Genomic DNA, 26,227 nt, shown 5'->3' on the forward strand with positions numbered 1-26,227 from the left:
GGCTCAACCCGCCCGCTTGATCTTGAAGGACGCGAGATATTCCTTCGGCTTGGCCGGATCGAAGGTCTTGCCCATGACCGCGAAGGTCTTGCTGGTGGTCTCGGGCGGGGTAAGCCCGTTCTGCTTCATCAGCCGGGCGGCATCGGTGGCGAGATAGACCTTGGCGGCTACCGCCGCGTAGTCGACATCGCCCTTGATCTGACCCCAGCGCTGCATCTGCGTCAGGATCCAGACGGCGAAGGACTGCCACGGGAAGGCATCGAAATCGACGCGGTCGGGCACCTTGCGCACGTTGCCGAGGCCGTCCGCGAAGGTGCCGGTGAGAACCTGCTCCACCACCGTGACGGGCTGGTTCAGATAATTCGCCGGGGCGATCTGAGCGGCGATCTCCTTCCGGTTTTCCGGCTTGGAGGCGTAGGTGGTGGCCTCGATGATGGCCCGCAGCAGGGCCGCGTAGGTGTTGGGCGTCTGGGTGATGAAGTCCTGCGAGGCGGCGAAGGCGCAGCAGGGGTGCCGGTCCCAGATCTCCTTCGACAGGATGTGGATGAAGCCGACGCCGTCATAGACCGCGCGCTGGTTCACGGGATCGGGGGCCAGGAACCCGTCGATGTTGTCGGCCCGCAGGTTCGCGACCATGTCGGGCGGCGGCACGGCGCGGATCTGCACGTCCGTGTCGGGATCGATGCCGGCCTCCGCGAGGTAGTAGCGCAGCAGGTAGTTGTGCATCGAATAGTCGAACGGCACCGCGAGCTTGAAGCCCTTCCAGTCCTTCGGGTCGCGCCGGTCCTTGTGCTTCATGGCGAGCGTGATCGCCTGGCCGTTCACGTTCTCCACCGCCGGCATCGTGTAGGGTTGCGGGTTCGAACCGACGCCCAGCGAGATCGCGATCGGCATCGGCGCCAGCATGTGGGCGGCGTCGTATTCGCGGTTCAGGGTCTTGTCGCGGATCACCGCCCAGCCGGCCGTCTTCACCACGTCGACGTTCAGGCCCTGCTTCTCGTAGAAGCCCATGGGTTTCGCCATGATGATCGGCGTGGCGCAGGTGATCGGGATGAAGCCGATCTTCAGGTCCGTCTTTTCGGGCTTGGCGCCCTCGGCAAAGGCCTCGGCGATCAGGCGGGTGGGCAGGAACTGGCTGACGGCCGCCAAGGCTGTCGCGGCTCCGACGCTGCGCAGGAACGCCCGCCGCTCCGCATCGTGGGGAAACAGAGCCCGCATCACCGTCCCGTCGATCACCCGCTGCAGGGCCGCGTCGCCGGTCGGCTGGGCCGCATCGTGTTCACCCTGCGAACGGTGAGCGCCGCAGGAGCAGCCGCCTCGGCCAAGGCGTCGGGCGGCATCGAAGGGATTGTCGAACAGGGCCATGGTCGCCTCGCCACTGAAAACTGCACACTTATGAGCAACCCCCATGCCAGGATCGAAAACGACTGTTTGTTGAGTGAAAGCAAGTGCTTGACCGCGTAGGGCCTGAACACGAAATTTCGTGGTTTACGAAAAATCGTGGTTGCGCAACGAGATCTCGTAACAACATAAGTGCAGATGACGATTCCGCCCGCTCCGCCGGCTCCGCTCGATCTTGGCATCGCGTTTCGCGAAAGCCGCGAGGCGATGCTGGTCCTCGACCCGGATCGAGATTGCGTCGTGGATGCCAACCCGGCGGCCGCCGATCTGCTCGGATATCCCGCCACCGTGCTGCGCGGCCTGCCGGCCAGCGTCCTGCATCCGGGCCAACTCCCGACGCTGATCGTGTTCACGCAGGCGGTCCAGGCCAAGGGCCATTGGTGGACCCACGCCCTGACGCCGCGGCATGGTGCGGACAAGGCCCTGCGCCTCGAATATGCCGGTTCGCTCCTCCTCGGCCACCCACCGCTGATGCTGGTGACCCTGGCCGACCTCGACGCGCGCCGTCGGCGCCAGGTGGATGCGCAGGCCGATGCCCATATGCGGGCCGGCCTCTCCGAGTGGCAGCGGATGGAGCGGGTCTTCCGCGATCTCGAACGCGAGAACCAGCTCATCCTGCGGGCGGCCGGGGAGGGCATCTACGGCGTCAACGCGGAGGGGGTGACGACCTTCGTCAACCCAGCCGCCGAGCGCATGCTGGGCTGGACCGCCGCCGACCTCGTCGGGCGGGACATGCACGCCACGGTGCATCACACGCATCCGGACGGGGCGCACTATCACCACCACGATTGCCCGATCTACGCGGCGTTTCGCGACGGTGTCGTGCATCAGGTCGACACCGAGGTGTTCTGGCGGCGTGACGGACGCGCGTTCCCCGTGGAATACACATCGACGCCGATCCGCGATCGAGGCCAACTCCTCGGCGCCGTCATCGTCTTCCGCGACGTCGGCCCCCGGCGCGAGGCCGACGAGCGGCTGCGTCAGGCGCTCGCCGAGGTGGATTCCCTGCGTGAGCGCCTGGAACTCGAGAACGCCTACCTTAAGGAAGAAATTCGCCTCGAAAGCCATCACCAGGGCATCATCGGCCGCTCACCCGCCATCGAAGCGACCCTTCGCCAGATCGACGTGGTGGCGGGCACCGACGCGACCGTGCTGGTCACCGGTGAATCCGGCACCGGCAAGGAGCTGATCGCGCGAGCGATCCACGAGGCCAGCCGCCGCTCCGATCGCCCCCTGATCCGGGTGAACTGCGCCGCCGTGCCCCGAGAGCTGTTCGAAAGCGAGTTCTTCGGCCACGCGAAGGGCGCCTTCACCGGGGCCGTCCGCGACCGGGTCGGGCGCTTCGAACTCGCCGATGGCGGCACGCTGTTCCTCGACGAGGTCGGTGAAATTCCCCTGGACCTCCAGGGCAAGCTGCTGCGGGTGTTGCAGGAGCGCTCCTTCGAGCGGGTGGGAGAGGAGCGCACCCGCGCGGTCGACGTCCGGCTGATCGCGGCCACCAATCGCGACCTGCGGGAGGAGGTGCGGCGCGGTCGCTTCCGCGAGGACCTGTATTTCCGCCTTAACGTTTTTCCGATCGCCGCGAGTCCCTTGCGCGAGCGGCCCGAGGACATTCCGTTGATCGCCCAGCACTTCCTCAAGGGCGCGGCGCGGCGGCTCAACATCGCCGAGCCGCGGCTCACGGAAGGCGACGCGCGCCGACTCAGCCGCTATCCGTGGCCGGGAAACGTCCGCGAACTGGAGAACGTGATCGAGCGGGGGGCGATCCTCGCGGTGCGTGGGCGGCTCCATCTCGACTTACCGGAAGTCGATTTACCGCCGCGCGGCCGTGACGCCGTCGCCATGGCCTTGCCGATCCTGAACCCGTTGACGGAGCTTGAGCGGCGCGCCCGCGACCGCTCCGAGATCGAGGGAGCCCTGACCCTGGCCGGCGGCAAGGTTTTCGGCCCGGGGGGCGCCGCCGAACTGCTCGGCCTGCGGCCGACCACCCTGGCCTCGCGGATGAAGGCGCTGGAGGTCGATGCACGGACCTTCCGTGCGCGACGTTGACGCCGCCCTGCATCGCCCGCTGCTCCGGCCCGTGACGGATACGCCGTCCTTCGCCACCGGCCGTCGCGGGCACGATCCGTGCGCCAGTGGATATGTCGAAGTCCGGCACCGGGCCCTAGATGGTCCGGACGCTCGCCTCGCTGGAGTTCGTGCCCCGATGCATCCCAATCGACGCGCCGTCATCGCCGGCGCCGCTCTTCTGCCTCTGTCGGCAGGTCCGCTGAAGCGCAGGGCGATGGCCGAGACGGCGCAATCCTCCGGATTACTCCTCCGCCCAATTCCTTCATCCGGCGAAACCCTGCCGGTGATCGGCATCGGTACGTCGCGTCGCTACGAGGTCGAACCAACGCCGGAGAAGATCGCGCCGTTGCGCGAGACGGTCCAGCGGTTCGTTGCGCTCGGTGGAACGGTCATCGATACCGCGCCGAGCTACGGCACCGCCGAGGACGTGCTTGGACTGATCCTCAGCCAGGATGGCCTACGCGAGAAGGTGTTCCTGTGCAGCAAGGTCGGGACGCCGGGCCGGGAGGCCGGCGCGGCGGAGATCGCGCGATCCTTTCAGCGCATGAAGACATCGGTGATCGACCTCATCGCGGTCCACAACCTCATCGATCCGGATGCAAATCTCGCGACCCTTCGCGATCTGAAGGCGCAGGAGAAGATCCGGTATCTCGGCGCAACGGTCTGGCGCGACAGTTAGCTTGCGGATCTCGAAGCGCTGATGACGCGCGAGACCCTGGACTTCATCCAGGTGAATTACGCCCTCGACGATCGCAGCGCTGCCGCGCGCATCCTGCCCCTGGCAAAGGAGCGCGGGACCGCCGTGATGGTCAACGTTCCCTTCGGGCGCGATCGCCTGTTCAAGGCCGTGCAGGGGCGCGCGCTGCCACCCTGGGCTGCGGAGTTCGATTGCGCGAGTTGGCCCCAATTCTTCCTGAAATACGTCCTCGCGCACCAAGCGGTGACTTGCCCGATCCCCGGCATGGCCAAGGTGGCCTATGTCGAGGACAACCTCGGCGCCGCACGGGGCCGTCTGCCCGATGCCGCGCAACGCACCCGCATGGAGGCCCTCGTCGATGCACTTTGAGTTCGTGACACGCCGCTCGATCCTCGCGCACGTCTCCGGCGCTGCCGTCGCCTTCGCTCTAGTCGGCTCCGCCTGGGCGCAGACCGAATCGGAGCCGATGCGCATCGGGATCATCGGTGCCGGCAATATCGGCGGCACACTCGGCGGCATGTGGGCTAGGGCCGGCCATCCGGTAATGCTGTCGTCTCGGCACCCAGAAGACCTGAAGGGCCTCGTCGACGGGCTGGGACCCAAGGCCCGCGCCGGAACTCCGGCCGAAGCGATCGCCTTCGGCGACGTCGTGCTGGTGGCGGTTCCCTATAAGGCGTATCCACAGATCGCGCAGGATCACGGTGCCGCCCTGAAGGGCAAGATCGTCATCGATGCCGGTAACGCCACCCAAGCCCGCGACGGCGAGGTCTACGGCGAGGTCCAGGCGAGCGGCATCGCAGCCGTTTCGGCGAAGTACCTGATTGGCGCCCACATCGTTCGTGCCTTCAACGCGGCGAATTACAAGGTGTTCGCTAAGAACGCTCACCGCGAAGGGGGCCGGATGGCGATCCCCCTCGCAGGTGACGACCCCCAGTCCGTCGCGGAAGTGTCGAAGCTCGTCACCGATGCGGGCTTCGATCCGGTGGTCGTCGGACCTCTCAGGACGGCGGACAGCTTCGCCATGGGCTCGCCCGGCTTCGGGCTCGAACTTACCGCTACGGACCTGCGCACGCGCCTGGGTGTCACACCTTGAGTGGTGAAACGTCCGCCGGCGCATCACCCAAAGTGCCGGCGGGTCAGCAGGCCGCTGCTTGGCTTGGGCGCCTCGTCGATATGCGGCCGGGCGAGGCACCGGCGCTTGCCTGGTCGTGGGCGTACATCTTCTCGATCCTGGCGGCTTATTACGTGCTACGTCCCATCCGCGACCAGATGGGCTTGGCGGGCGGCATCGAGAATCTGCCCTGGCTCTTCACGGGCACTTTGGTGGGGATGCTGGCTCTTAACCTGCCCTTCGCCTGGCTCGTGAAAACGCTGCCGCGGGCGCGGTTCGTACCGCTCACCTATCGGTTCTTCGCGGCCAACATTCTCGTCTTCGCCGCTACTCTGTACCTCGCGGGTCCGGAAGGGAATATCTGGATCGGCCGTGCGTTCTTCATATGGTTGTCGATCTTCAACCTGTTCGTCGTCTCGGTCTTTTGGGCTACCATCGTCGATGTCTTCTCGACGGAGCAGGGTAAGCGGCTGTTCGGTTTCATCGCAGCCGGGGCGACCCTGGGGGCCATCGCGGGCTCGGCGACCACCGCCATCCTCGCTCGCGACGTGCCGACCTGGGCCCTCCTGATCGGCGCGGCAGTCCTTCTCGAGGCGGCGGTCTTCAGCATGCGCGGACTCGCCCGTTTGTCGGACCGCCTGCGTCAGGCACCGACCGCCGGTGATGCACCGGCCGCCGAGGCCATCGGTGGCAGCGCCTTCGCGGGTATCACGCGGACGCTCCGGTCACCCTACCTTCTAAATATCAGTCTGTTCCTGTTGCTGTTCTCGACCACATCGACGTTCCTGTATTTCGAACAAGCCGGCATCGCGAAGCGCAGCTTTCCCGATCGAGGTGCGCAGACGGCCTTCTTCGCAAGCGTGGATCTGCTGGTGAACGCGCTCACTCTTGGCGTGCAATTCTTCCTGACCGGACGGATCGTGCGCCGGATCGGTGTGGGGCCGGCCCTGGCCGTCCTGCCAGCGGCCAGCATCCTGGGTTTCGCGGTCCTGGCCGTTTCGCCAACGATCACCGCCATTGTGCTCTTCCAGGTTCTGCGACGCGCCGGAAACTTCGCCATTGCACGGCCTATCCGTGAGGTGCTGTTCACGGTCGTACCGCGAGAGGATCGCTATAAGGCGAAGAACTTCATCGACACGGTGGTGTATCGCGTCGGTGATCAGGTCGGGGCCTGGTCATTCGCCGGGATCGCCGCTCTGGGGCTAGGTTCGACCGCTGTCGCCGTGACGGCGGTCCCGCTGTCCGTGGCATGGCTTCTGAACAGTCTCTGGCTCGGGCGTCGGCAAGGGGAGCGTCAGGCGCGTCAGGACAGCATCGTGCAGGATCAGACCGCAACCGGCCGGTAGCAAGCCCCGATGCCAAGGAGTTCTGGGCGTGGCGGCGTCACGCGACAAACCGGAAATCGCTGCGATTCCACATCGGATCGGGCAGTATGGACAACGCTCGACCTATCCACCGCGGCCCGATGGTTGTGCCGGCGGACGTGGCCGAGCACACAAGCAATAATCGCGAGTACGCTTCCGCATGCAGCGTCTCTGTTGTGGACATCTCTTATCTGTGATGCGCATGTCAGGCATGTTCATCGCCGAATTTGGCCTCGGGCGCTTGATAAATGTCTACGAATGGGCGATCTGCTGCCTTGGGGGCACAGGGAAAAGAAAATTACGCATGTCCGAAAGCACCGAAATTCAAACGACCGACTTCGTCGATCTCGCCGCCGACATCGTCGCGGCGTATGTATCGAACAATCCAGTCCGGACCACCGATCTACCGGATCTGATCCGCAATGTGCACGCCGCGCTCAACGGCCTCGTCACCGGTGCCGCCCAGACCGCCGAGGAGGTTGCGCCCGAGAAGCCGACGCCCGCCCAGATCCGCAAATCCGTGATGCCGGACGGCATCATCAGCTTTCTCGACGGCAAGAGCTACAAGACGCTGAAGCGTCACCTCAGCAGCCACGGCCTTGATCCCCACAGCTACCGGCAGCGTTACGGCCTCCCGGCCGATTACCCGATGGTCGCCCCGTCCTACGCCGCCATGCGTTCGGAACTCGCAAAGTCAATCGGCCTCGGTCAGGTTGCGAACCGCAACGAAGACGAAGAAGTCCCGCCGAAGACCAAGGGCCGCAAACAGGCTGCTTAAGTCACCGCCTCGCGCCTTGTCGAGGTTACGCTCCCCCTTGACGGCGCGTGACCTCGGCGGTCGTTGCATCAACCGCGTGGCTGGGTATTCGACGGGTTCTAGAGCCAACGTTCATCGAGGTCCGTCGCGTTCCGATCGGTGATCGGCTGGGTGTCGTCACCTTGCGCGAAGATTACGATATCGTTGGGACCGACGTCGCGCGTGGCGTAGAAGTCCCAGCGCCGGTGGATGATCCGGGGACCGCCGAAGAGACGGTACGCGTTCCAATAGCGATCATCGCGAAACCCCACATAGTGAACGCTTCGAGCGGCCTGTGCCGGTTCGTCAGGCATGGCTTTGTCTCGGGCGATGGAGAAGCGGCTGAGGTGAGGTTTTGCGTAAATCCCTCGGCATCGACGATCCTATCGTCCGGCCAGAAACGCGGGTTGGCCGGGAAGCGATAGGCGATTGCCCGTATCGATCAGGGTATCGCCCGAGATGCGGTAGATGCCCAAGTTCCGGTCGACGTAATTACAGACATAAACGTAATCGCTGGAGGAACTGAATGCGATACCCTGCGTGACGACGCCCGTTTCCGCCTGGGACGTCATCTGCACGCTCTGTGACGAGAGGGTCAGCAACGCGACAGCGCCAGTCGGCGTATAGCCCGGGCTTCCACGTGCTGCGCTCGACCCCCGGACGATCGAGACGGCGGCATGTCGGCCGTCCGGCGCGATCACCAGTGCTTCCGGCGTGTCGCCGATTCCCAGGTGATCGAGGACGACCGGGCGTCGACCATCGGCGCGAATGACACTGATGGTATCGGCGTGCCCGTCGCTTGGCTCCTGTCCGGTGTTCCCAGTGAGCGCGAGCGTTCCGTCGGGCGTCACATCGAGCCCGTAGAACCCTGCGCCAACGGGCATATCGTACTCCGGCTCATAGCGCACCGAAGTGCCATTGATCGACAGGACGCCAATACGCGCCGCTTTGTTCTTTGCGACGAAGGCGCGCCGTCCATTCGCAGCGAAGGCGACCGCCGCAGCTTCATCGCCCACATCGATCGTTGCGAGCGGCCGAACCTTTGAGCCGAGGATTGAGAGAATGGTGACACTGCGTCCCTCGCGATTGGCGATGAGCGCGAGATCGCCGGTCCTCGAAATGCTGATACCGGAGGGTTGCTGTCCAACCTCGACTGTCTCAATGAGGCGCGGTGGCGTTGCGGTCAGATCGATGACATGCAGGCGATTGTCCGCGTGAGCGTACCAAGCGGTACCGTCCTGGTGCATCAGCACCGAACTTGCGACCAAACCGAGACGCCCGTCCGGCGTGACCCGTAGGTTCGTCGGCGGTCCGTACACCGAGTTGTCGAGGAGGGTATGGATCAAGCGAGGATGTGCCTCATCACTGGCGTCGATGATCCCAACGGCATCACTCCCGTTCGGTCCGTTGCGGCTGCCATCCGGCGCGAAGAACGTTTTGCCATCGAGGCCGACAAGCAGGAAGGCCGGTGCGTCTCCCGAGGCCAAAGCGCGTATCGGGCTAAGGGCGATCAGGAGTGCCATCCCGAGCGTGCGGATGTGGATGCGTGTCATGTCCTGCACATAGGGCAGCCGGATCGGGAGTCCCGTTCGGTACATCCCGGAGCGATCGGCTTACCGGGCCCGCCGACCGGCACGTTATCGGAACAAACGGAGTCCTGCGCCGAGAAGACCAAGGCCTGCAATGAGCAGCGTACCCCCAGCCCATTCCAAGGCACTCTGACGCCGCGGCGAGGCCTGGGCAGCGGCGGCCAGAGCAATGCCCGCCAGCAGGAAGCTTGCACTTACCGTGAACATCAAGAACCGCCTTCCTTGAGTGTTTGAGCTATTGCGGTCCTCATCGAAAGGTTGCCTGATCCTTCCAACGCCGCAGACGCCTCCTTGTCTTTGGAATGAATTCGGAATGGCATACCCCATTTGGCGGATCGGCGAGGCTTTTGCACACAATAGAAATCTTGGCGAAAGCCGGCTGCCGCTTGAAATTGAAATTTGTAATTGCAGAATGTTCTGCCAATTTTTGAAAACTATTTTTTGCAAATTATGCGTTTAAGCATCGTCCTACGAAAGCACTCAGATTATCCAGTTTGATAGGCCGACATCAGATTCGCCTTTCATTTTGGACTATGGGTTCGATGATAACTTAATTTACCTCCAGGCTGTTCGGTGAAGATTTGTTCGGTTGATCGTCTATCGCGATGCTTCTGATTGGTGGGACGTTTTATAAATTTTTGGCATCGGCAAGGAAAATGCCGGCCCAGCCACAGGTTGTGTTCGGGGCAGATATTTCAGGGGCGGACGACATGGTCCGTGGCAGCGAACTACCCTCTTGGTTCTCGTGATGCGAACGCCCGTCGCGCTTCTGGTGGACGACCTCCACGGTCAGTCCCGAGCCTCACTCCACCGCGCCGCGGCCTACCATTTCGTGCGCTCGCGTCCGAGGACCGTCGGCGGTTCCTCCCACCTCGAGCGGGATGCAAAATTAATCTGTTGTGTTACGGGCAAGTGACCGCGTTGCGATCAGCGTGTGCCGGGTACGACGCGTGTGGCCGAGCCAGTAAATCGTGAGGCCGCAAGGTCGTCGCCGGGGCTTCGGGCCGAAAAGCGGGTGGCGACGCCGGCTTGCGGCAAGACAATCGCGGTTGGCGCTCCGTCGAGCTTTGCCTTCGCGTTGGCAAGCCTCACCGGCGCCGCACGACTCGCGGGCTCGACATTCGCGGCAGCCGCCACGAAGAGAGCATGGAGCTGCGTTCGCGGATCGGCATTAGCTGGCACGAGGGCTGCACGGGGGGGCATCGACGGGGAGAGATTGGCCATGCCGGCATTGCCGAGGCCGGCAAGCTGTACGACGGGCCGTGGGGGCGGTAGAGGCATCGTCAGGGCGGCGGTCACCGCTGCAAATTCCGCCGGACGACGGGGCGGCAGCGGCAGGGCCACAGAAGCGACCGTATCCGAGGCTGACGTTGCAGATGTGGGCGTTTCGCTGGTCAGGAGGCTCTGAGCGTCACGGCCGTCGCGACGAAGGAAATTGCTTTTGAGGGCCTCATCCGCGGCGGGTGCCGCGTAGGCGAGCGCCGTGCGCGCACCGACCGGGTTCTCGGGATCGGCGCTGGCGACCACCACGGCTGCCGTCCTCGTGCGGGCTCGCTCCGACGCTTTCGTCGCTGCCTGCACGGGCGGTGCGGTATCTTGCGCGCGGCCGCCGCCGAAGAGGCTGGCAAAGAACCCCTTGATGCTCGGCCCGTCGTCCTCGTCCATTTGCGCCACCTCGGTGACCCCAAGAACGGTTCCGCCGCGCGAGAGGATTTCGGAACGGGCCATTTCGTAGCCGGGCAGGGGGCGATTGTCCGAGGGCAGGTGAACGGTCTTTCCATCCGGAAATAGACGGGCCAACTGATCGTGCGTCATACGCGGCCATGAGCGGACCGAGCCAACGTCGAGGTGCACGAAGGGGGAGCCTGAGCGGGGATACCAACCGACGCCGCCCCTCTGCATTCGCATGCCGATGGCCCGGATTTGGTCGATCGACACATCCGGCAGGTAGAAATCCATCGCCTTGCCGAGCATGTGCTGACTGTACTCGGCGACCATCTTGGATCGCCGGCGCAGCATCGCGTTGGTGCCGGGCGAGCGATAGGCAGAGACGACGTTGATCGGTTCCTGCGAACCTACCGAACGGTAGGCTTCCCAGACCGTGTCGAACAGGCGAGGGTCCATCTTGATCGGCTCATCGGATCGCCAGTCGCGCAAGAGCCAATTCAATTGCTCCAGAGCTGCCCTGTCGTAACGTCCGTCGCGCTTGAAGGTGACCGTCAGGCTTTCCTTTGTATGGGTGTGATAAATCGAAAGAGTCCGCGTATCACCGTTGGCGACGGCGTCCTGGGTGCCGCGGGTTCCACCCGCCAGAGCCAGACCGAAACTAACACCGAAGACGGTCAGACGTCCGGCCCGCTTCCAAGAGCCGGGGCGATGGGTCGTCCGGCCGTTCCGCAGAAGCTTACCCACCGTGGTCTCACCCTCTACCCATTCGCGCGCGGGGCACGGATCATGGTGAACGCAAGGTTGCCGAAAACCGTAAACGTCCGGTTTACCGGGGCCTCGACACTTCGCCGCTCTACATTCAACGGCTAAGTCTGAACCGTGGCGAAATCGTGCCAGGGTGTGCGCGGGCGCACAGGGCAGATTTTGTTCCTAACGCCTCTGGGGCAAAGGTAGGCGCTCCCGCTGCACGAAGCGATTCCTCCACGCCCGCCCGTGTCCAAGGTGTACCAAAGCCTAGGTGCGGCGAACGCGATTTGGGCAGGAACGTGGACGAAGGGCTGATCGATGCGACGGCCGCGCGCCGATGTGTCGAGATCGTCACGGAGGGTTCGCCGCTTCGCCCCCTCGGTTCGCCAGGAGAGGACATCCCCATCCGTCGATATCAACCGCTGGAACGCCAACGCAAAACGTCCTCGCGCGAGCCAACCCACACCAAGCAACCGATTAATCGGCCTCGTTCGGACCCTCGGCAAACCATGGAGAAGTTTTTATGCCGCTTCAGCAGCGTCGGATTCAGAAATCCGATGGAGCGGGTACCGGGAATCGAACCCGGGTATTCAGCTTGGAAGGCTGCTGCTCTACCATTGAGCTACACCCGCATCGCCGACCTTTGTAATAGGTCATCGAGGCTAGAGACATCCCGGAGAGTTTCGGGATCTCGGTAAAGATTTGGTGGGGGAAGTAGGACTCGAACCTACGAAGCTTACGCAGCGGATTTACAGTCCGCCCCCTTTGCCGCTCGGGACATTCCCCCAAACCGACCGTCTTTCGACGGCGCGCCGTCCTTATGATGACCGCCAGGGCGGGAGTCAACCGCATCGCTCAATCGAAATATGCGAGATCGCAGATGCGCATTTGGGCACGCTCAGCGCCACGCCAGGTATCCACGGACAGCGTCCCAGCGACATGCACCTCTCGGCCGACGCTGGATAGGATTGCCTGTCCGAGAGGACCCTGTGCCGAACGGAATGCGATGGCTCCGATGGCCTGGCCATCCCGACTTCGCAGACGGGCTCGAACGTGCCCATGACCGACGACCGCGGCGTCCACGATGCGGTGTCGCGGCAGGACGAAGGTCGGCTCCGGGGCCGCGGATCCGAATGGGCCGGCCCGGTGAATCGTGCGCACGAGTTCGGCGGTGACACCGGCTGCGCTCATTGCGCCATCCACCAGAAGCGCTTCGACAGCCCGTGCCTTGGCAACGGTCTCGGATAGAACAGCCGTGAGGTGATCGCGAAAACCCGTGACGTTCGGACCAGGCAGCGTGACGCCCGCCGCCATAGCGTGGCCTCCACCCTTCAGGGCAACCCCTGCCTCGACCGCCGTGCGGACCGCGTGCCCTAAATCCGCACCCACGATCGATCGACCCGAACCGGTTGCAGTGCCGTCCGGCCGAAGGGCGAAAGCGAAGGCCGGGCGGCCGAAGCGCTCCTTCAAGCGCGCCGCGATGAGCCCGACGACGCCGGGATGCCAGTCGGTGGACGCGGCCACCAGCACCGGTTGCTCGGGATCGAGACTGAGCGCGTGGTCCATCTCGGACTCGGCGGCGGCGACCGCTGTCGCCTCGATGACCTGACGTTCGCGATTGAGCCGATCGAGTTCCGCCGCAATCCGTGCAGCCTCGGCCGGGTCGGCCGTGGTGAGGAGGGTTGCCCCAAGAGCCGCATTCCCGATGCGTCCCCCGGCATTGATGCGCGGGCCGACAAGGTAGCCGAGGTGCCAGGCCTCTGGCGGCTCAGTCAGAGACGCAGCATCCAGAAGCGCTGCGAGACCAATGCGGCCGCGGGCGCGCATCACCTTAAGGCCTTGCACGACGAAGGCGCGATTCAGGCCAACCAGCGGGACGACATCCGCGACGGTGGCCAGGCCAACGAGGTCGAGCGACTCGGCGAGGTCAGGCAGCCGATCGACGAATTCCGGTTCTCGCCGAAGGCGCCGGTTTAGCGCAACGAGCGTAAGGAAGACGACCCCAGCGGCGCAGAGATGGCCGAGCCCCGACAAGTCGTCGAGGCGATTCGGGTTCACGAGCGCACGGGCCGGGGGCAGGTGCTCTGGGGCGCCATGATGGTCGAGGACGACGACATCGAGGCCGACTGCCGCTGCGGCCTCCAAGGGCGCGTGTCCGCTCGTGCCGCAATCGACGGTGATCAGCAGTGTAGCGCCGGCCTCCCGCAGAGCCTCGACGGCGGCGACGTTGGGGCCATAGCCTTCGGTGATTCGGTCAGGAATGTGGATTTGGACGATCAGGCCGAGGCTACGCAGGTAGCCGGCCAGGAGCGAGGCGCTGGCTGCACCGTCGACATCGTAATCGCCGAATACCGCCACTCGCTCGCCGGTCAGAACAGCGCGCGCGAGCCGCTCGGTAGCCGTCGCCATATCGACCAAGCAGTTCGGGTCCGGCATCAGGTCGCGCATTCGCGGCTGCAGATACGCCTCCGCTTCGGCCGGTCGGATGCCGCGCCCGGCCAGGACCCGGGCCAGCAACTCGGGCAGGGCATGCGCCTGCACCATCGTCGCCGCGTAAGCCTGGAGGGCCGGATCGGCGCAGCGGTCGCGCCAGGGCCGGCCGAGAACCGAGTGGGAGACGTCGAGGAACGCGCGAGGCGCGTCGAGGGCGAGGGCGGCTGACACGGGGGGATCATAGCGCCATCTGGGACGCAGGACTGCATCCGAAACGACAAAGGGGCCGGCGAACATGCGCCGGCCCCTCGAGGAAGGTCCCGCGGGCCATCGCCCGCGGTCGCATCAAAGATTCTTGAGGATGTTGTCGACCACCTTCTTGGCGTCACCGAACAGCATCATGGTGTTGTCGCGGAAGAACACCTCGTTCTCGACGCCGGCGTAACCTGAGCCCATGCCGCGCTTGATGAACAGGACGGTCTTGGCCTTCTCGACGTCCAGGATCGGCATGCCGTAGATCGGCGAGGCTTTGTCGGTCTTGGCCGCCGGGTTGGTGACGTCGTTGGCGCCAATCACGAAGGCCACGTCGGCTTGCGGGAACTCGCCGTTGATGTCCTCCAACTCGAAGACCTCGTCGTAGGGCACGTTCGCCTCGGCGAGCAGCACGTTCATGTGACCGGGCATGCGGCCGGCGACCGGATGGATCGCGTACTTCACGTCCACACCTTCCTTCTTGAGCATATCGACCATCTCGCGAAGGCTGTGCTGGGCCTGGGCTACAGCCATGCCGTAGCCCGGCACGATGATGACGCGCTCGGCGTTCTTCATGATATAGGCCGCGTCGTCGGCCGAGCCCTGCTTGACCGGACGGGTCTCGACAGCGCCACCGGCGCCGGTTGCTGCGGCGTCACCGCCGAAGCCACCGAGGATGACGGAGACGAACGAGCGGTTCATCGCCTTGCACATAATGTAGGACAGGATCGCACCGGACGATCCGACCAGCGCACCCGTGATGATGAGCGCGAGGTTGCCCAGGGTGAAGCCGATACCAGCCGCGGCCCAGCCCGAGTAGGAGTTCAGCATCGAGACGACGACGGGCATGTCCGCGCCGCCGATCGGAATGATGAGGAGGCCGCCGAGTACGAAGGACAGCAGCACGATCAGCCAAAAGATCGCCTTGCTCTCGTTGCCGATGAAGATTGCGATCAGCACCACCAGGGCGACGCCGAGGCCGATGTTGATCAGGTGCCGCTGCGGCAGCATGATCGGCTTGCCGGACATACGGCCATCGAGCTTCAGGAACGCGATGACCGAGCCCGTGAAGGTGATGGCGCCGATGGCGACGCCGAGCGCCATTTCGAACAGCGATTCCTTATGAATGTGGCCGTTCTCGAGGATTCCGACCGCCTGCGGCGCGTAGAGCGTTGCCGCCGCGCCCATTACGGCCGCAAGGCCGACGAGGGAGTGGAAGGCGGCCACGAGCTGCGGCATCGCCGTCATCGGCACACGCTTGGCGATGACTGCGCCGGCACCGCCGCCGATGGCGAGGCCCAAGATGACAATGACCCAGGCGCCGAGCCCGGCTGGCGGATGGCCGACCAGGGTGGTGAGCATGGCGAGGCCCATGCCGATCATGCCGTACAGGTTGCCCTGTCGCGAAGTGGTCGGGTGCGAAAGCCCCCGCAGCGCCATGATGAACAGGACGCCGGAGACGATGTAGAGAAGGGATGAGACGTTCTGGGACATGTCTCAGGCCTTCTTCTTGTACATGCCGAGCATGCGCTGAGTGACGAGGAACCCGCCGAAGATATTCACGCTGGCGAGGATGATACCGACGAAGCCGAAGAAGCGGGCCCAGCCGGTGCCGTGCTCGACGTAAGGCACGCCGGCGGCGAGCAGGGCGCCGACGATGATGACCGACGAGATCGCGTTGGTGACGGACATCAGCGGCGTGTGCAGGGCAGGGGTGACTGACCAGACAACATAGTAGCCCACGAAGATTGCCAGGACGAAGATCGCGAGCTGGAAGACCGTCGGGTCGACGGCTCCGTGAGTCACGGCGCTGAGGCCGTGACCGAGGCCGTCGGCGTATTTCTGCGCCTGGAGCGCGTGCTGCTGCGCGATGTCAGCGGCAGTTCGGGCCGCGGCAGCGGCGGCGCGCGCCTGCTCGGCGGCCTGATCGGGGGGAAGCATAGCCATCGTATCCTCCGGCGGGATCAGGATTGGGGCTGGAACGAGGGGTGCGAGACCTGACCGTCGCGGGTCAGGTTGGTCGCCTTGACGAGTTCGTCGTCCCACTTCACCGCCAGGGCCTTGGACTCCTTGTCGACCAGGGTCTCGACGAAGGCGTAGAGGTTGCGGGCGTAGAGGCTGGAGGCCGTCGCCGCGAGGCGGCCGGCCACGTTGAGATGGCCGACGATCTTCACCCCCTTATCGGTCACCACGACTTCGCCGGGCTTGGCGCCCTCGACGTTGCCGCCGCGCTCGACTGCGAGGTCGACCAGGACCGAGCCGGGCTTCATGGAGGCGACCATCGCCTCCGAGACAAGCTTCGGCGCCGGCCGGCCCGGAATCAGCGCCGTGGTAATGACGATGTCCTGTTTGGCGATGTGGGTGGTGACGAGGTCGGCCTGCTTCTTCTTGTACTCGGTCGACATCTCCTTGGCGTATCCGCCGGAAGTCTCGGCCTGCTTGAACTCCTCATCTTCGACCGCGACGAACTTCGCGCCGAGGGATTCGACCTGCTCCTTGGTGGCCGGGCGCACGTCGGTGGCGGTGACCACCGCGCCCATCCGGCGGGCCGTTGCGATAGCCTGGAGGCCGGCAACGCCGACACCCATGACGAAGACGCGGGCGGCCGGTACGGTTCCGGCGGCGGTCATCATCATGGGCATGGCACGACCGTATTCGGACGCGCCGTCGACCACGGCGCGGTAACCCGCAAGGTTGGCCTGGGACGACAGCACGTCCATCACCTGCGCGCGGGTGATGCGGGGCATCAGCTCCATAGCGAAGGCGTCGAGACCGGCCTCCGCCATGGCGCCGAGTTCGGCCTCGTGGCCGTACGGATCCATGATGGCGATGACCGTGGCGCCGCGCGGCAAGAGGGCGATCTCCTCGGCCGAGGGACGCCGGACCTTCAGAACAAGGTCTGCGGACCCGGCGGCCTCGGAGGCCGATCCGGCGATGGAAGCCCCGGCGGCCTCGTAATCGGCATCCGGAACGCCGGCCTTCAGACCGGCACCAGACTGGACGGTGACGTCGGCCCCGAGGCCGATGAACTTTTTGACCGTCTCTGGCACCGCCGCGACCCGCGGCTCCGCGGGATCGGTTTCCGATAATACAGCGATGCGCATGCAGGAATGCTCCTTAAAGGACGGCCCGAAGGCGACCCGCAAATCAGTCAAGTTGTGGTTGGAGAGGGATCAGGCGAAAGCGAGGTACAGCGCCAGCAGGATGCCGACCGCCAGGGGGGCCTTCCAGCCGATCGCGGGGGCGAGAGCACCCACCGCACCGGCGATACCGGAGAGGATCACACCGAAGATCGCCGTCAGCCAGGCCTCGCGGATACCGCCGACCGCCAGGGCCAGAACCCAACACAGCACGACACCGGTGCCGATCTCTACGAACCGAACGAAGCCGCGATAGGTCTGCTCGTGGGTCTTCTCATCCATCGCCGGGCTGTAATGCGCGCCGGACACGGTCTTGGTATCAGCCATCTTGTGGGCGTCCCCTTGGGCATCATCTTGATTTGTTCCAAGGGGATTTAGCGCAAGCCAAGGTCGCTCGCAATCGACATGCGCGCCGGGCAATCGCCTCGAACGGCTTTTTGTGGCCACGCTTTCAAGCCGGAGAAGCCAGTCCTGCCTTTGCTAATGCCTCGCCCTGTCGCCCTTCGAGATCCGCGAGGGAGAAACGGTCGATCTCGGCCTCGAACAACTGGTGATAGTTTAGCTCCGACCGGAGATGCAGGAAGACGGCGCCGAGGCCGACCGCCGCCCGGTCCATAAAGACGAATTCCTGCGGGATCGTAACCGGACCGCGTGCCTTCAGGGCCTGATGAACCTCGAAGGCTTGTCGGCGCCCATACTCGCCGGGCTTGACCCCGTCGGCCACGGTTCGCGTGCGATCTTCCAGGATCGGCCCATAGATAAAGCGCGCCCAGATATTCAGGATTTCGACGAGTTCCTTGTTGAGATTCTTGAACCCCCAGGTCTCGTAGGCATGGACGATGCGTGCGTTGTCGTTGGTGAGCAGGCCCCGATACAGGTCGACGACACCGCCGACGAAGCGTGGATGGAAGATGCGGACGCAGCCGTAGTCGAGCAGGTTGATCCCCCGCGCCTCGCCCCCTTCTGAGAAGACCGTGTAATTGCCAAGGTGTGGGTCGCCGTGAATGACGGCGGCACGGCTGAACGGATGCCACCAGGCCTTGAACATCGACCGGGCCAGACGATTGCGGACGTCTACTGGACTCTCCGCAAAATCGAGGATGCGTTGCCCGTCGAGCCAGCCGAGCGTCAGGAGGCGCTTCGTCGAGAGATCCTTGTGGATGGCGGGCACGCGGACCGCATCGACGTCGCGAAGGACGTCGCCGTAGAGGACGGCATGCTTGGCCTCGCGCTCGTAGTCGAGTTCCTCGCGGACACGGGCACCGATTTCTTTTGCGATCTCACGGGTATCGAGCCACGTGGACATCCGCCGATGCAGGGCAAATGCGACTTCAAGCTGTTTAAGGTCGGCCTCTACGGCCGATTGCATATCCGGGTATTGAAGCTTGCAAGCGAGGTGCGTGCCGTCGAGGGCCGTGGCGCGGTGGACCTGACCGAGGGAGGCAGCTGCCGCCGGTTTGAGGTCGAAGGTCCGGAATCGGGTCTGCCAATTGGCCCCCAGTTCGGCGATCATGCGTCGCTTGACGAAAGCGGCGCCCATCGGAGGCGCATCGGCCTGAAGCTTCTGCAGTTCGGTGGCGTAATCGGGCGGCAACAGGTCCGGCACCGTCGCCAAAAGCTGCGCTACCTTCATGATCGGGCCCTTCAAACCGCCAAGGGCTTGCGCGAGGGCTGCCGCATTGGTCGGAGCCTCCTTTCCGCCGAACAGCTTCGCGCCGGCCATGCGCGCCGCCACCCCTCCGACATTGGCGCCGACGCGGGCATAGCGACTTGCGCGGGCGGAGAAGCGGTTGGCTTCACGATCGGTGTCGGCCATCGGGATCAATCAACTCGTCGGGAGAAACTTTCTTCGGAGATAAGCGCAGTGATCGATCACGCCAGGGCAGCGGGCTCATGGGTCGCGGCTCGACAGTCCAGTGCCGGGCCGATCGTCGAGAATTGGGCGTGTCAGTCAGCCGACGTCACTCTCACCGGTGGCGAGCTCGCGAATTACCCTTACAGCTCCGGCATGTTTCACTTGGATCGCCCTTCGCGATGCCACGGGACGAGTTGGTCAGCCCAGGACGAGCGGGGCGCCGGGTCCACCGACGAACCACCCCCCGTTGTCCGGGACGAACAACGAGAGGCATCCTTCTTCCATCGCTCATATCGCTGAGCGCTTACGCAGCCTCCATCCCCTCCAGTTCAGCGATCATGCCCTCGATCATCGACAGTCCAATCTGCCAGAAGCCAGGGTCGCGGGCGTCAAGGCCGAAGGGGCCCAGGAGTTCTCCGTAGGGTTTGGCACCGCCAGCCGACAGGAGGGCGAAGTAGCGCTCCACGAACCCGTCTTCGGCCTTGGAGTAGACGCCGTAGAGCGAGTTCACAAGGCAATCGCCGAAAGCATAGGCATAGACGTAGAACGGCGAATGGATGAAGTGAGGAATGTAGGCCCAGAACGGCTCGTAGCTCGCATCAAGCGCGATCGCCGGACCGAGGCTCTCGGCCTGCACCGACATCCAGAGGCCGTTGATTTGCTCGGCGGTCAGCTCGCCCTGTACCCGGGCGAGGTGGACCTTCCGCTCGAAGGCGTAGAACGCGATCTGGCGCACGACCGTGTTGATCATGTCCTCCACCTTCGCCGCCAGCATGGCGCGGCGCTGGCTCGTGTTCGTGGTGGCGGCCAGGAGGCGGCGGAAGGTCAGCATCTCACCGAAGACGCTGGCAGTCTCGGCCAGGGTCAGAGGCGTAGGCGCCATCAGGGCGCCGTTCGGGCCGGCGAGGACCTGATGCACGCCGTGGCCAAGCTCGTGCGCCAGGGTCATCACGTCCCGCGGCTTGCCCTGGTAGTTGACCAAGACGTAGGGGTGGGCCGAGGGCACGGTCGGGTGCGCGAAGGCGCCGGGCGCCTTTCCGGGTCGAGTCGGAGCGTCGATCCAGTTGCGGTCGAAGAACGTCCGGGCGATGTCGGCCATCTGCGGAGAGAACGCCTGATAGGCGTCGAGGACAGTTTCACGCGCCTCGATCCACGGAATGGTGCGCTGATCGACCTTGGGGAGAGGAGCGTTTCGGTCCCAATAGGGCAGAGCCTCGACGCCGAACCACTTGGCCTTCTGGCGATAATAGCGGTGCGACAGCCGCGGATACGCGGCCTGGACGGCCTCCACCATCGCGGCGACCACCTCGGGCTCGACGCGATTCGAGAGATGACGCGCATCCGCGACGTCCTTGAAGCCACGCCAGCGGTCGGAAATTTCCTTGTCCTTGGCGAGAGTGTTGGTGATCAGCGTAAAGGTGCGCAGGTTCGCACGGAAGACTTCGCTGAGAGCGCCCGCAGCGTCCTGTCGAATGGCGCCATCCGGATCCTGAAGCTTGTTGAGGGTCGGCTCCAAGGTAAGCTGCTCACCCTGCACGGGGAAGCGGAGTGCCGCGATCGTACCGTCGAAGAGCCGATTCCAGGCCGAGCGCCCGGTGACGGACTTTTCAAGGAAAAGTTTCTCGGTGCGATCGTCGAGTTGGAACGGTTTCTCGCGCCGCAGGTCTTCCAGCCAAGGCGCGTAATGGTTGAGCGGCCCATCCGCCATGGCCCGATCCATCGCCTCGTCTGAGATGCGGTTCAGTTCGAGGGCAAAGAACAACAGATGGCTGGAGGCCGCCGTCAGCCGCTCCTGCGTGTCTCCGTAGAATTTTTCCCTGAGCTCATCGGTGGTGTCGCCGGAATAGACCAAGCCCGCGAAAGACATCAGGCGTCCGAGCAGATCTTCGATGCCTTCGTATGTCGCGACCGCCTCGGCTAGCTGGGCCGAGGCATCCGACGCGGCCGCCATCTCGGCGAGGCGACCGGCGTAGCGCTCGTAGAACCGGGCACAATCCGCTTCGGCTCGGACCAGGTCAGCCGAGAAATCGGGAGAATCGATCCCAGCATACAGGTCGGTAAGGTCCCATTCCGGCAAAGCCCCCAGATCGGCCGCATGCGCGGCGGCTCTGGCAGCGCTGGCCCCTTCCGCATTCGCGACGATGCCCGAACGACTGGCAGTGGCGACGGCTCGGCTCGGCATGATGATCTGGTTCCCTCTCGGACCGGTCAGGTCCGTGCGCGGTGATATCGAGTGCAAAGGCCGTCCGATCAATCCGAGTCGATCAGAATCCTGCGGGTCGGGACGGTTTGTCAGCGGGTGTGAAGTGGGGGGCGTGCCGAACGCTCTACGCTCCGCAAAAGTCGGATCGTCGTTAAGCACGGCTTTACGCTCTTGGGGCACCCTGCGGTTCGAAACGAAACACGCCAGCGACGATGACGCCCGGAGGACCCTCGTGTCGCCGGATGCCGTCCGCTTGCGAACAGCGAGGCTGCCCCATGTCGACAACGGTCCTGATCGTCGACGATGATCCCGTGCAGCGCCGCCTCGCCGAAACGATGGTTCGGCGCCTCGGCTTCGAGGCGCGGGTGGCCGAGAGTGGCGAGCAGGGCCTCGAGGCGTTGCGCGCCGGCGATGCGATCGATGTGGTGCTTCTCGACCTCGTCATGCCCGGTGGCCTCGATGGACTGGGCGTCATGTCCGAGATGCGCAGAACCGGCCTCGACGTGCCGGTGATCGTTCAGACCTCGAACGGCTCGATCGATGCCGTTGTCACGGCGATGCGTGCGGGCGCCACGGATTTCGTGGTCAAGCCAGCCGGTGCCGAGCGTCTGCAGGTCTCGATCAAGAACGCTCTGAAGGTCGATCAGCTCGAGGAAGAGGTCCGCCGCATGCGCCGGCGCGCCTCAGGCGCGCTGAGCTTCAAGGATCTGACATCGCGGAGCCCGGATATGGAGCGCGTGATCCGCCTCGCCGAGCGCTCGGCCAAATCGAACATCCCGGTGCTGATCGAAGGGGAGTCCGGCGTCGGCAAGGAGGTGCTGGCACGGGCGATCCAGGGGTCCGGCGATCGACGCGGCAAGGCCTTTGTCACCGTCAACTGTGGCGCGATCCCCGACAACCTCGTCGAGTCCACCCTGTTCGGCCACGAGAAGGGCGCCTTCACGGGCGCTACCGAGCGTCATGTCGGCAAGTTCGTCGAAGCCTCGGGTGGAACGCTTTTCCTCGACGAGATAGGCGAACTGCCCCTCGATGCACAGGTGAAGCTCCTGCGCGCTCTCCAGGAAGGTGAGGTCGATCCGGTGGGCGGAAAGCGCAGCGTACGGGTGGACATCCGTCTGATCTCGGCGACGAATCGCTCGCTCCTCGACTTGGTCAAGCAGGGCCGATTCCGCGAGGATCTGTATTATCGCCTGAACGTCTTCCCCATGACGCTGCCGCCGTTACGGGCTCGCCGCGAGGACATTCCTGATCTGGTGCGCTCCTTTTGCGCGCGCTTCGCGGCCGAAGAAGGCAAGAAGGTCAGAGCCATCACACCCGAGGCGATGGCGCTCGTAACCCGGTACGGCTGGCCGGGTAACGTCCGCCAACTGGAAAACGCTCTGTTCCGCGCGGTGGTGCTGGCGGATGGCGACGAACTCACGGTGTCCGAATTCCCGCAGATCGCCGCCCAGGTAGAAGGCTTCGACGTCCGGATTCCCGCCGCACCGATCCAGCCGATGGTGCAGGGCGGCGCGCCGCAGCCTGTGAGGGAGATCGTCCGGGTGGAAGTGCGCGATCCGCATGCCATGAGTCTGGTCGCCGAAGAGACCGGCGAGATGAAGACGATGGACGGCTTGGAAGCAGAGATCATTCGCTTCGCACTCCAATTCTATCGCGGCCGAATGTCCGAGGTCTCACGCCGCCTCGGAATTGGCCGATCTACCCTTTACCGGAAACTCAAGGATCTTGGTCTCGCGGAAGAGGACAAGGTCGACGAGGCTGCTGCCTGAGACCTCTCATCGGCGATCGTGCGATTGCGCACGCGGCCGCCTGGTCCGATTATCCTAATGCTATCGGCCGGTATGGTCGGTCCCGAGGAGTTGCCATCATGGGCGTTTTGCGCTCTGCCTCCGTCGCGCTGTCCGCACTGCTGGCGGGCTGCTCAGCCTATGGGGCCCAGGCCCAGGTTTCCGACATGCGGCAGCAAGAGGGTCGCGCCTCCGCCGCTCAGAACTCGCAGGCCCAGCCTTCAGACGCACAGGCTCCGGATGCAGCCTCCGCGACCCTGGTTACGCGGAACGCCTCGGTCGATCCGGGCGCGCCCGAGGCAGCCAGGCCCGATCCGTCTGCCGATAGCGCGGGTCCGATTGCGGCGAGGGGACCGGACGCGAACGCGTCCATTCCGGGAACGCCTTCTGCGAGCGAAGCAACGGCACCGCCGCCCCTGCCGACCGACCCGCAGGCCGCTGCCATCGCCACCCGGCTTGCAGATCCGACACCGCTCCTCTCCCGGCTCTCGACGAAGGATCGCGAGGCCATTCAGGCGTTCTATGCGTTGGGTGCCTTCAAGCCGGTCTGGATCGTCGATGGAGCACTCACGCCTGCGGCAAAATCCGCGGCCGCTCGTCTGGCCTCCGCCGGGGAGGACGGTCTCGCGGCGTCCACCTATCCCGTGCCGGTTCGTGGAACGCAGGGCGCCACCGAAGCGCAGATCGCGGATGCGGACCTGAAGCTCTCGGCCGCCGTCGTGCTCTATGCACGGGATGCGCGCGGTGGTCGCATCCATCTTGCCAACTTGTCTCGCTTGATCACGCCGGTCCTCGATTTGCCGGCACCGGATGCCGTCCTCGCCCGCATCGCATCCGGGGGCGCGTCGGCCGGTTCGCTGCTGCAGGGCTACAATCCGGCTCAGTCGGGCTACCTCTCCCTGAAGGCGCGCCTCGCGGTGTTGCGAGGTAACGGCCAGACTCCGTCCGCGGCCGGTGTGCATCTGCCGCCGGGGCCAGTGCTCAAGCTCGGCATGACGGACCCGCGCGTTCCGGCCCTGCGTAGGCGATTTGGACTCGAAACCCGGACGGCCGGCACCCTCGATGCCGGACCAGGCAATCCAGAATTCTACGATGCCGGCGTGGTCGCGGCCGTGACGGCGTTCCAGCGCGCGCGAGGTCTAGTCCCGAATGGTACATTGACCCTGCAAACCGTGTCCGCTCTTTCCCGGCCCGAGCCCGCAGCCCGCACCGACGACGCGGAGGCCGCGCTCATCGTGAACATGGAGCGCTGGCGCTGGTTGCCCTCCGACCTCGGCCGCGACTACGTCATGGTCAACATCCCGGAGTTCCGCCTGCGGGTCGTCCGGGATGGGCGTCAGCGCGACGAAGCACGCGTGATCGTCGGCAAAACGGAATCGCCCACACCGATCTTCTCGGGGATGATGGAGTACGCCGTCGTCAATCCCTCTTGGAACGTCCCGCCTTCGATCCTGAAGAACGAGTTCCTGCCGGGTCTCGCCCGCGACCCGAACTACGCGGCCCGTCGGGGCTACGAAGTGGTCTACCGCAACGGCAACGTCTCGGTGCGTCAGCCGCCCGGGGAGCGCAACGCTCTTGGCTTCATCAAGTTTATGTTCCCGAACAACCACGCCGTCTATCTGCACGATACGCCGAACCGAACCCTCTTTTCCTCCGCTCACCGTGCCCTAAGCCATGGCTGTGTGCGCGTGGAGGATCCCTTCCGGTTCGCCGACGCAGTTTTGCCTGAAGCCTGGTCGAGTGAACGCTTGAAGAAGCTGATCGGGAAGGGCGAGCGCCAGATCCGCCTGAGTGAAAAGCTGCCGGTACACCTCGCCTATTTCACGATGTCGGTGGATGAGGCCGGCACGGTGCGGACCCTACCCGACCTCTACGGGTACGACTCCCGTATGAAAATCGCCCTCGGCCTGAGCCCAGGAAACCTATTGGTTGCGCGCAGGGCGGACGGCAAAACCCCGGAAGCCCGGCGGTCGGCGCAGAAGAAGCCCGCGGTGACGGCGCAAACTGGGCCCGCCCTGACGGCGGCACCCAAACCCCTGGACGAAGGGCGGCGGTCGCGGATCCGGGAGGTGAATTCCGAAGGTCCCGCCTTGCGCGCCACGGCCGAACGCCCGCCCGCCGGTTTTGGCGAACCCGACCTATGGACCCCTCGACCCGGCCGGCCCCTGAACGGTTGGTGGTAGCACTGGACCTTGGCGCGACTGAGCGACCCAACTGAACGGATCGTCGGCGGAGGCTTCTTTCCCGCAAGTTTCGTGGATGGGAGCAAGAAGGTTCGGAAAGCGAGCAACGCTCGGCCTAACTTCAGCATGGGCTGAGCGTACTTCTCCCTGCCCGAAAGTATCCGTTCGCTGCCGGCTCAGGACTGCCGGCAGGCTCGAAAACGTGTTGAGGGTTGCATTCAGATGTGCCCAATTAAGGGCGCAGGATCCGATTGCGCAACGACCTGCAGAATCAGCGGCGCAGCAACGTACCGGATTGCAAATGTCGACGTGTGTGCCGTAATGGCACGCCAGGATTTCGGAAAGGTCAGACCGATCCTGCGGATGTCGTCCATCACATGAGATGACGAGCATCGACCTGTCCCCCCGCGCCAATCCCGAAGGAACACGACACTCGAAAGTTGCGGTCGAGTCGGCCTGGTGGGTAAGCCTGAGAGATGAGTAGGCGCCCATAGACCCGTGGGGGGGGGCACCGACCACGCATGACGTCGGGCTCTGCATGGCATGTGCAACCATCGGCTTTGCCACCCTGATGGGTCAAGCATTTGGCGGATCATCGACGTCAACATGCACTTCCTTAGTGCAGTACAGGGGTCGGGGAGCACAAATTCGAAAATGAATAGATACTTCAGATAGTACCGTTTTGGATAATTGAAATATGTTTCAATATGCCGGCAAATATACTGCCAAACCTGTATTTTCATGCATACCGCTGCCTTCGGTTTGTCGTAATTCAAGGGTATGGTTTACAAGGAATTTGGCTTAATTCCTGCTATTGACGCTCTCCGTAGTCATTGTTCGCTGCAGGACGGGGTGGACTTGGCCTTTATCGCTTCAGCGCCACGGGCTGATGGGAATCGATGTCTGCTTATTCTGAGGGCACTGCCACGAT

17 protein-coding genes, 2 tRNA genes and 1 pseudogene are annotated in these 26,227 nt (G+C 64.4%); 7 read left to right on the forward strand and 13 right to left on the reverse strand.

The annotated features are described in order from the left end of the window. Nucleotides 1-3: 3 nt before the first annotated feature. Nucleotides 4-1,365: a CmpA/NrtA family ABC transporter substrate-binding protein gene (locus ASF18_RS17640; protein WP_056353515.1), complete on the reverse strand. Its 1,362-nt coding sequence runs from the start codon at nt 1,363-1,365 to the stop codon at nt 4-6. Between the two features lie 174 nt (nt 1,366-1,539). Here ASF18_RS17640 and ASF18_RS17645 point away from each other — a divergent pair, with 174 nt between their 5' ends. The 5 genes and pseudogenes from ASF18_RS17645 (at nt 1,540) to ASF18_RS17665 (ending at nt 7,421) form a co-directional block, all read left to right on the forward strand. Beyond that, nucleotides 1,540-3,450, forward strand: a complete 1,911-nt coding sequence (locus ASF18_RS17645) for a sigma 54-interacting transcriptional regulator (RefSeq protein ID WP_056353518.1) — start codon at nt 1,540-1,542, stop codon at nt 3,448-3,450. 157 nt (nt 3,451-3,607) lie between these two features. Further along, nucleotides 3,608-4,537, forward strand: a pseudogene (locus tag ASF18_RS17650) (aldo/keto reductase). Continuing rightward, nucleotides 4,527-5,261: an NAD(P)-binding domain-containing protein gene (locus tag ASF18_RS17655; protein ID WP_056353521.1), complete on the forward strand. Its 735-nt coding sequence runs from the start codon at nt 4,527-4,529 to the stop codon at nt 5,259-5,261. The pseudogene ASF18_RS17650 and the gene ASF18_RS17655 overlap by 11 nt, the downstream one beginning before the upstream one ends. A gap of 80 nt (nt 5,262-5,341) precedes the next feature. Further along, nucleotides 5,342-6,625 (forward strand): MFS transporter, encoded by a 1,284-nt coding sequence (locus ASF18_RS17660; RefSeq protein ID WP_244472773.1) that lies wholly within the window; start codon nt 5,342-5,344, stop codon nt 6,623-6,625. A 322-nt stretch (nt 6,626-6,947) separates the two neighbouring features. Further along, a complete protein-coding gene (locus tag ASF18_RS17665) occupies nt 6,948-7,421 on the forward strand; it encodes a MucR family transcriptional regulator (RefSeq protein ID WP_056219319.1) in 474 nt (157 codons plus the stop codon). 98 nt (nt 7,422-7,519) lie between these two features. On the opposite strand, the gene ASF18_RS17670 is transcribed toward ASF18_RS17665, so the two are convergent. The 12 genes from ASF18_RS17670 to ASF18_RS17725 form a co-directional block, all read right to left on the reverse strand. Further along, nucleotides 7,520-7,753 carry a hypothetical protein gene (locus tag ASF18_RS17670; RefSeq protein ID WP_056353526.1) on the reverse strand — a complete coding sequence of 78 codons (234 nt, stop codon included), beginning with the start codon at nt 7,751-7,753 and terminating at the stop codon, nt 7,520-7,522. A gap of 69 nt (nt 7,754-7,822) precedes the next feature. Beyond that, nucleotides 7,823-8,992, reverse strand: coding sequence for a YncE family protein (locus ASF18_RS17675; protein ID WP_244472744.1), 1,170 nt, complete (start codon nt 8,990-8,992; stop codon nt 7,823-7,825). A 963-nt stretch (nt 8,993-9,955) separates the two neighbouring features. Further along, nucleotides 9,956-11,374 (reverse strand): DUF882 domain-containing protein, encoded by a 1,419-nt coding sequence (locus ASF18_RS17680; protein WP_244472774.1) that lies wholly within the window; start codon nt 11,372-11,374, stop codon nt 9,956-9,958. Nucleotides 11,375-12,001: 627 nt separating this feature from the next. Beyond that, a tRNA-Gly gene (locus ASF18_RS17685) sits at nt 12,002-12,075 on the reverse strand. 71 nt (nt 12,076-12,146) lie between these two features. Next, nucleotides 12,147-12,230, reverse strand: a tRNA-Tyr gene (locus tag ASF18_RS17690). A gap of 68 nt (nt 12,231-12,298) precedes the next feature. Further along, complete coding sequence (recJ, locus tag ASF18_RS17695) at nt 12,299-14,107, reverse strand: single-stranded-DNA-specific exonuclease RecJ (protein WP_056353531.1); 1,809 nt, start codon at nt 14,105-14,107, stop codon at nt 12,299-12,301. A gap of 114 nt (nt 14,108-14,221) precedes the next feature. Beyond that, a complete protein-coding gene (locus ASF18_RS17700; protein ID WP_056219333.1) occupies nt 14,222-15,622 on the reverse strand; it encodes an NAD(P)(+) transhydrogenase (Re/Si-specific) subunit beta in 1,401 nt (466 codons plus the stop codon). Between the two features lie 3 nt (nt 15,623-15,625). Then, on the reverse strand, nt 15,626-16,075 hold the full coding sequence (locus ASF18_RS17705) for a proton-translocating transhydrogenase family protein (RefSeq protein ID WP_056219337.1): 450 nt from the start codon (nt 16,073-16,075) through the stop codon (nt 15,626-15,628). A 17-nt stretch (nt 16,076-16,092) separates the two neighbouring features. Next, nucleotides 16,093-17,232, reverse strand: a complete 1,140-nt coding sequence (locus ASF18_RS17710; RefSeq protein WP_056219340.1) for a Re/Si-specific NAD(P)(+) transhydrogenase subunit alpha — start codon at nt 17,230-17,232, stop codon at nt 16,093-16,095. 69 nt (nt 17,233-17,301) lie between these two features. Next, nucleotides 17,302-17,595: an aa3-type cytochrome c oxidase subunit IV gene (locus ASF18_RS17715; RefSeq protein WP_056219345.1), complete on the reverse strand. Its 294-nt coding sequence runs from the start codon at nt 17,593-17,595 to the stop codon at nt 17,302-17,304. A gap of 124 nt (nt 17,596-17,719) precedes the next feature. Further along, the gene (locus tag ASF18_RS17720; RefSeq protein WP_056353534.1) at nt 17,720-19,084 is read right to left on the reverse strand and encodes an AarF/ABC1/UbiB kinase family protein; all 1,365 of its coding nucleotides are present in this window, start codon (nt 19,082-19,084) and stop codon (nt 17,720-17,722) included. 343 nt (nt 19,085-19,427) lie between these two features. Further along, nucleotides 19,428-21,305 (reverse strand): M3 family oligoendopeptidase, encoded by a 1,878-nt coding sequence (locus ASF18_RS17725; RefSeq protein WP_056353537.1) that lies wholly within the window; start codon nt 21,303-21,305, stop codon nt 19,428-19,430. Between the two features lie 296 nt (nt 21,306-21,601). Here ASF18_RS17725 and ASF18_RS17730 point away from each other — a divergent pair, with 296 nt between their 5' ends. Continuing rightward, complete coding sequence (locus ASF18_RS17730) at nt 21,602-23,095, forward strand: sigma-54 dependent transcriptional regulator (RefSeq protein WP_056353540.1); 1,494 nt, start codon at nt 21,602-21,604, stop codon at nt 23,093-23,095. A gap of 98 nt (nt 23,096-23,193) precedes the next feature. Then, nucleotides 23,194-25,296 carry a L,D-transpeptidase family protein gene (locus tag ASF18_RS17735; protein WP_056353542.1) on the forward strand — a complete coding sequence of 701 codons (2,103 nt, stop codon included), beginning with the start codon at nt 23,194-23,196 and terminating at the stop codon, nt 25,294-25,296. The last annotated feature ends 931 nt before the right edge of the window (nt 25,297-26,227 follow it).

This window comes from Methylobacterium sp. Leaf89, assembly GCF_001422215.1.
In the GTDB taxonomy this organism is placed as follows: domain Bacteria; phylum Pseudomonadota; class Alphaproteobacteria; order Rhizobiales; family Beijerinckiaceae; genus Methylobacterium.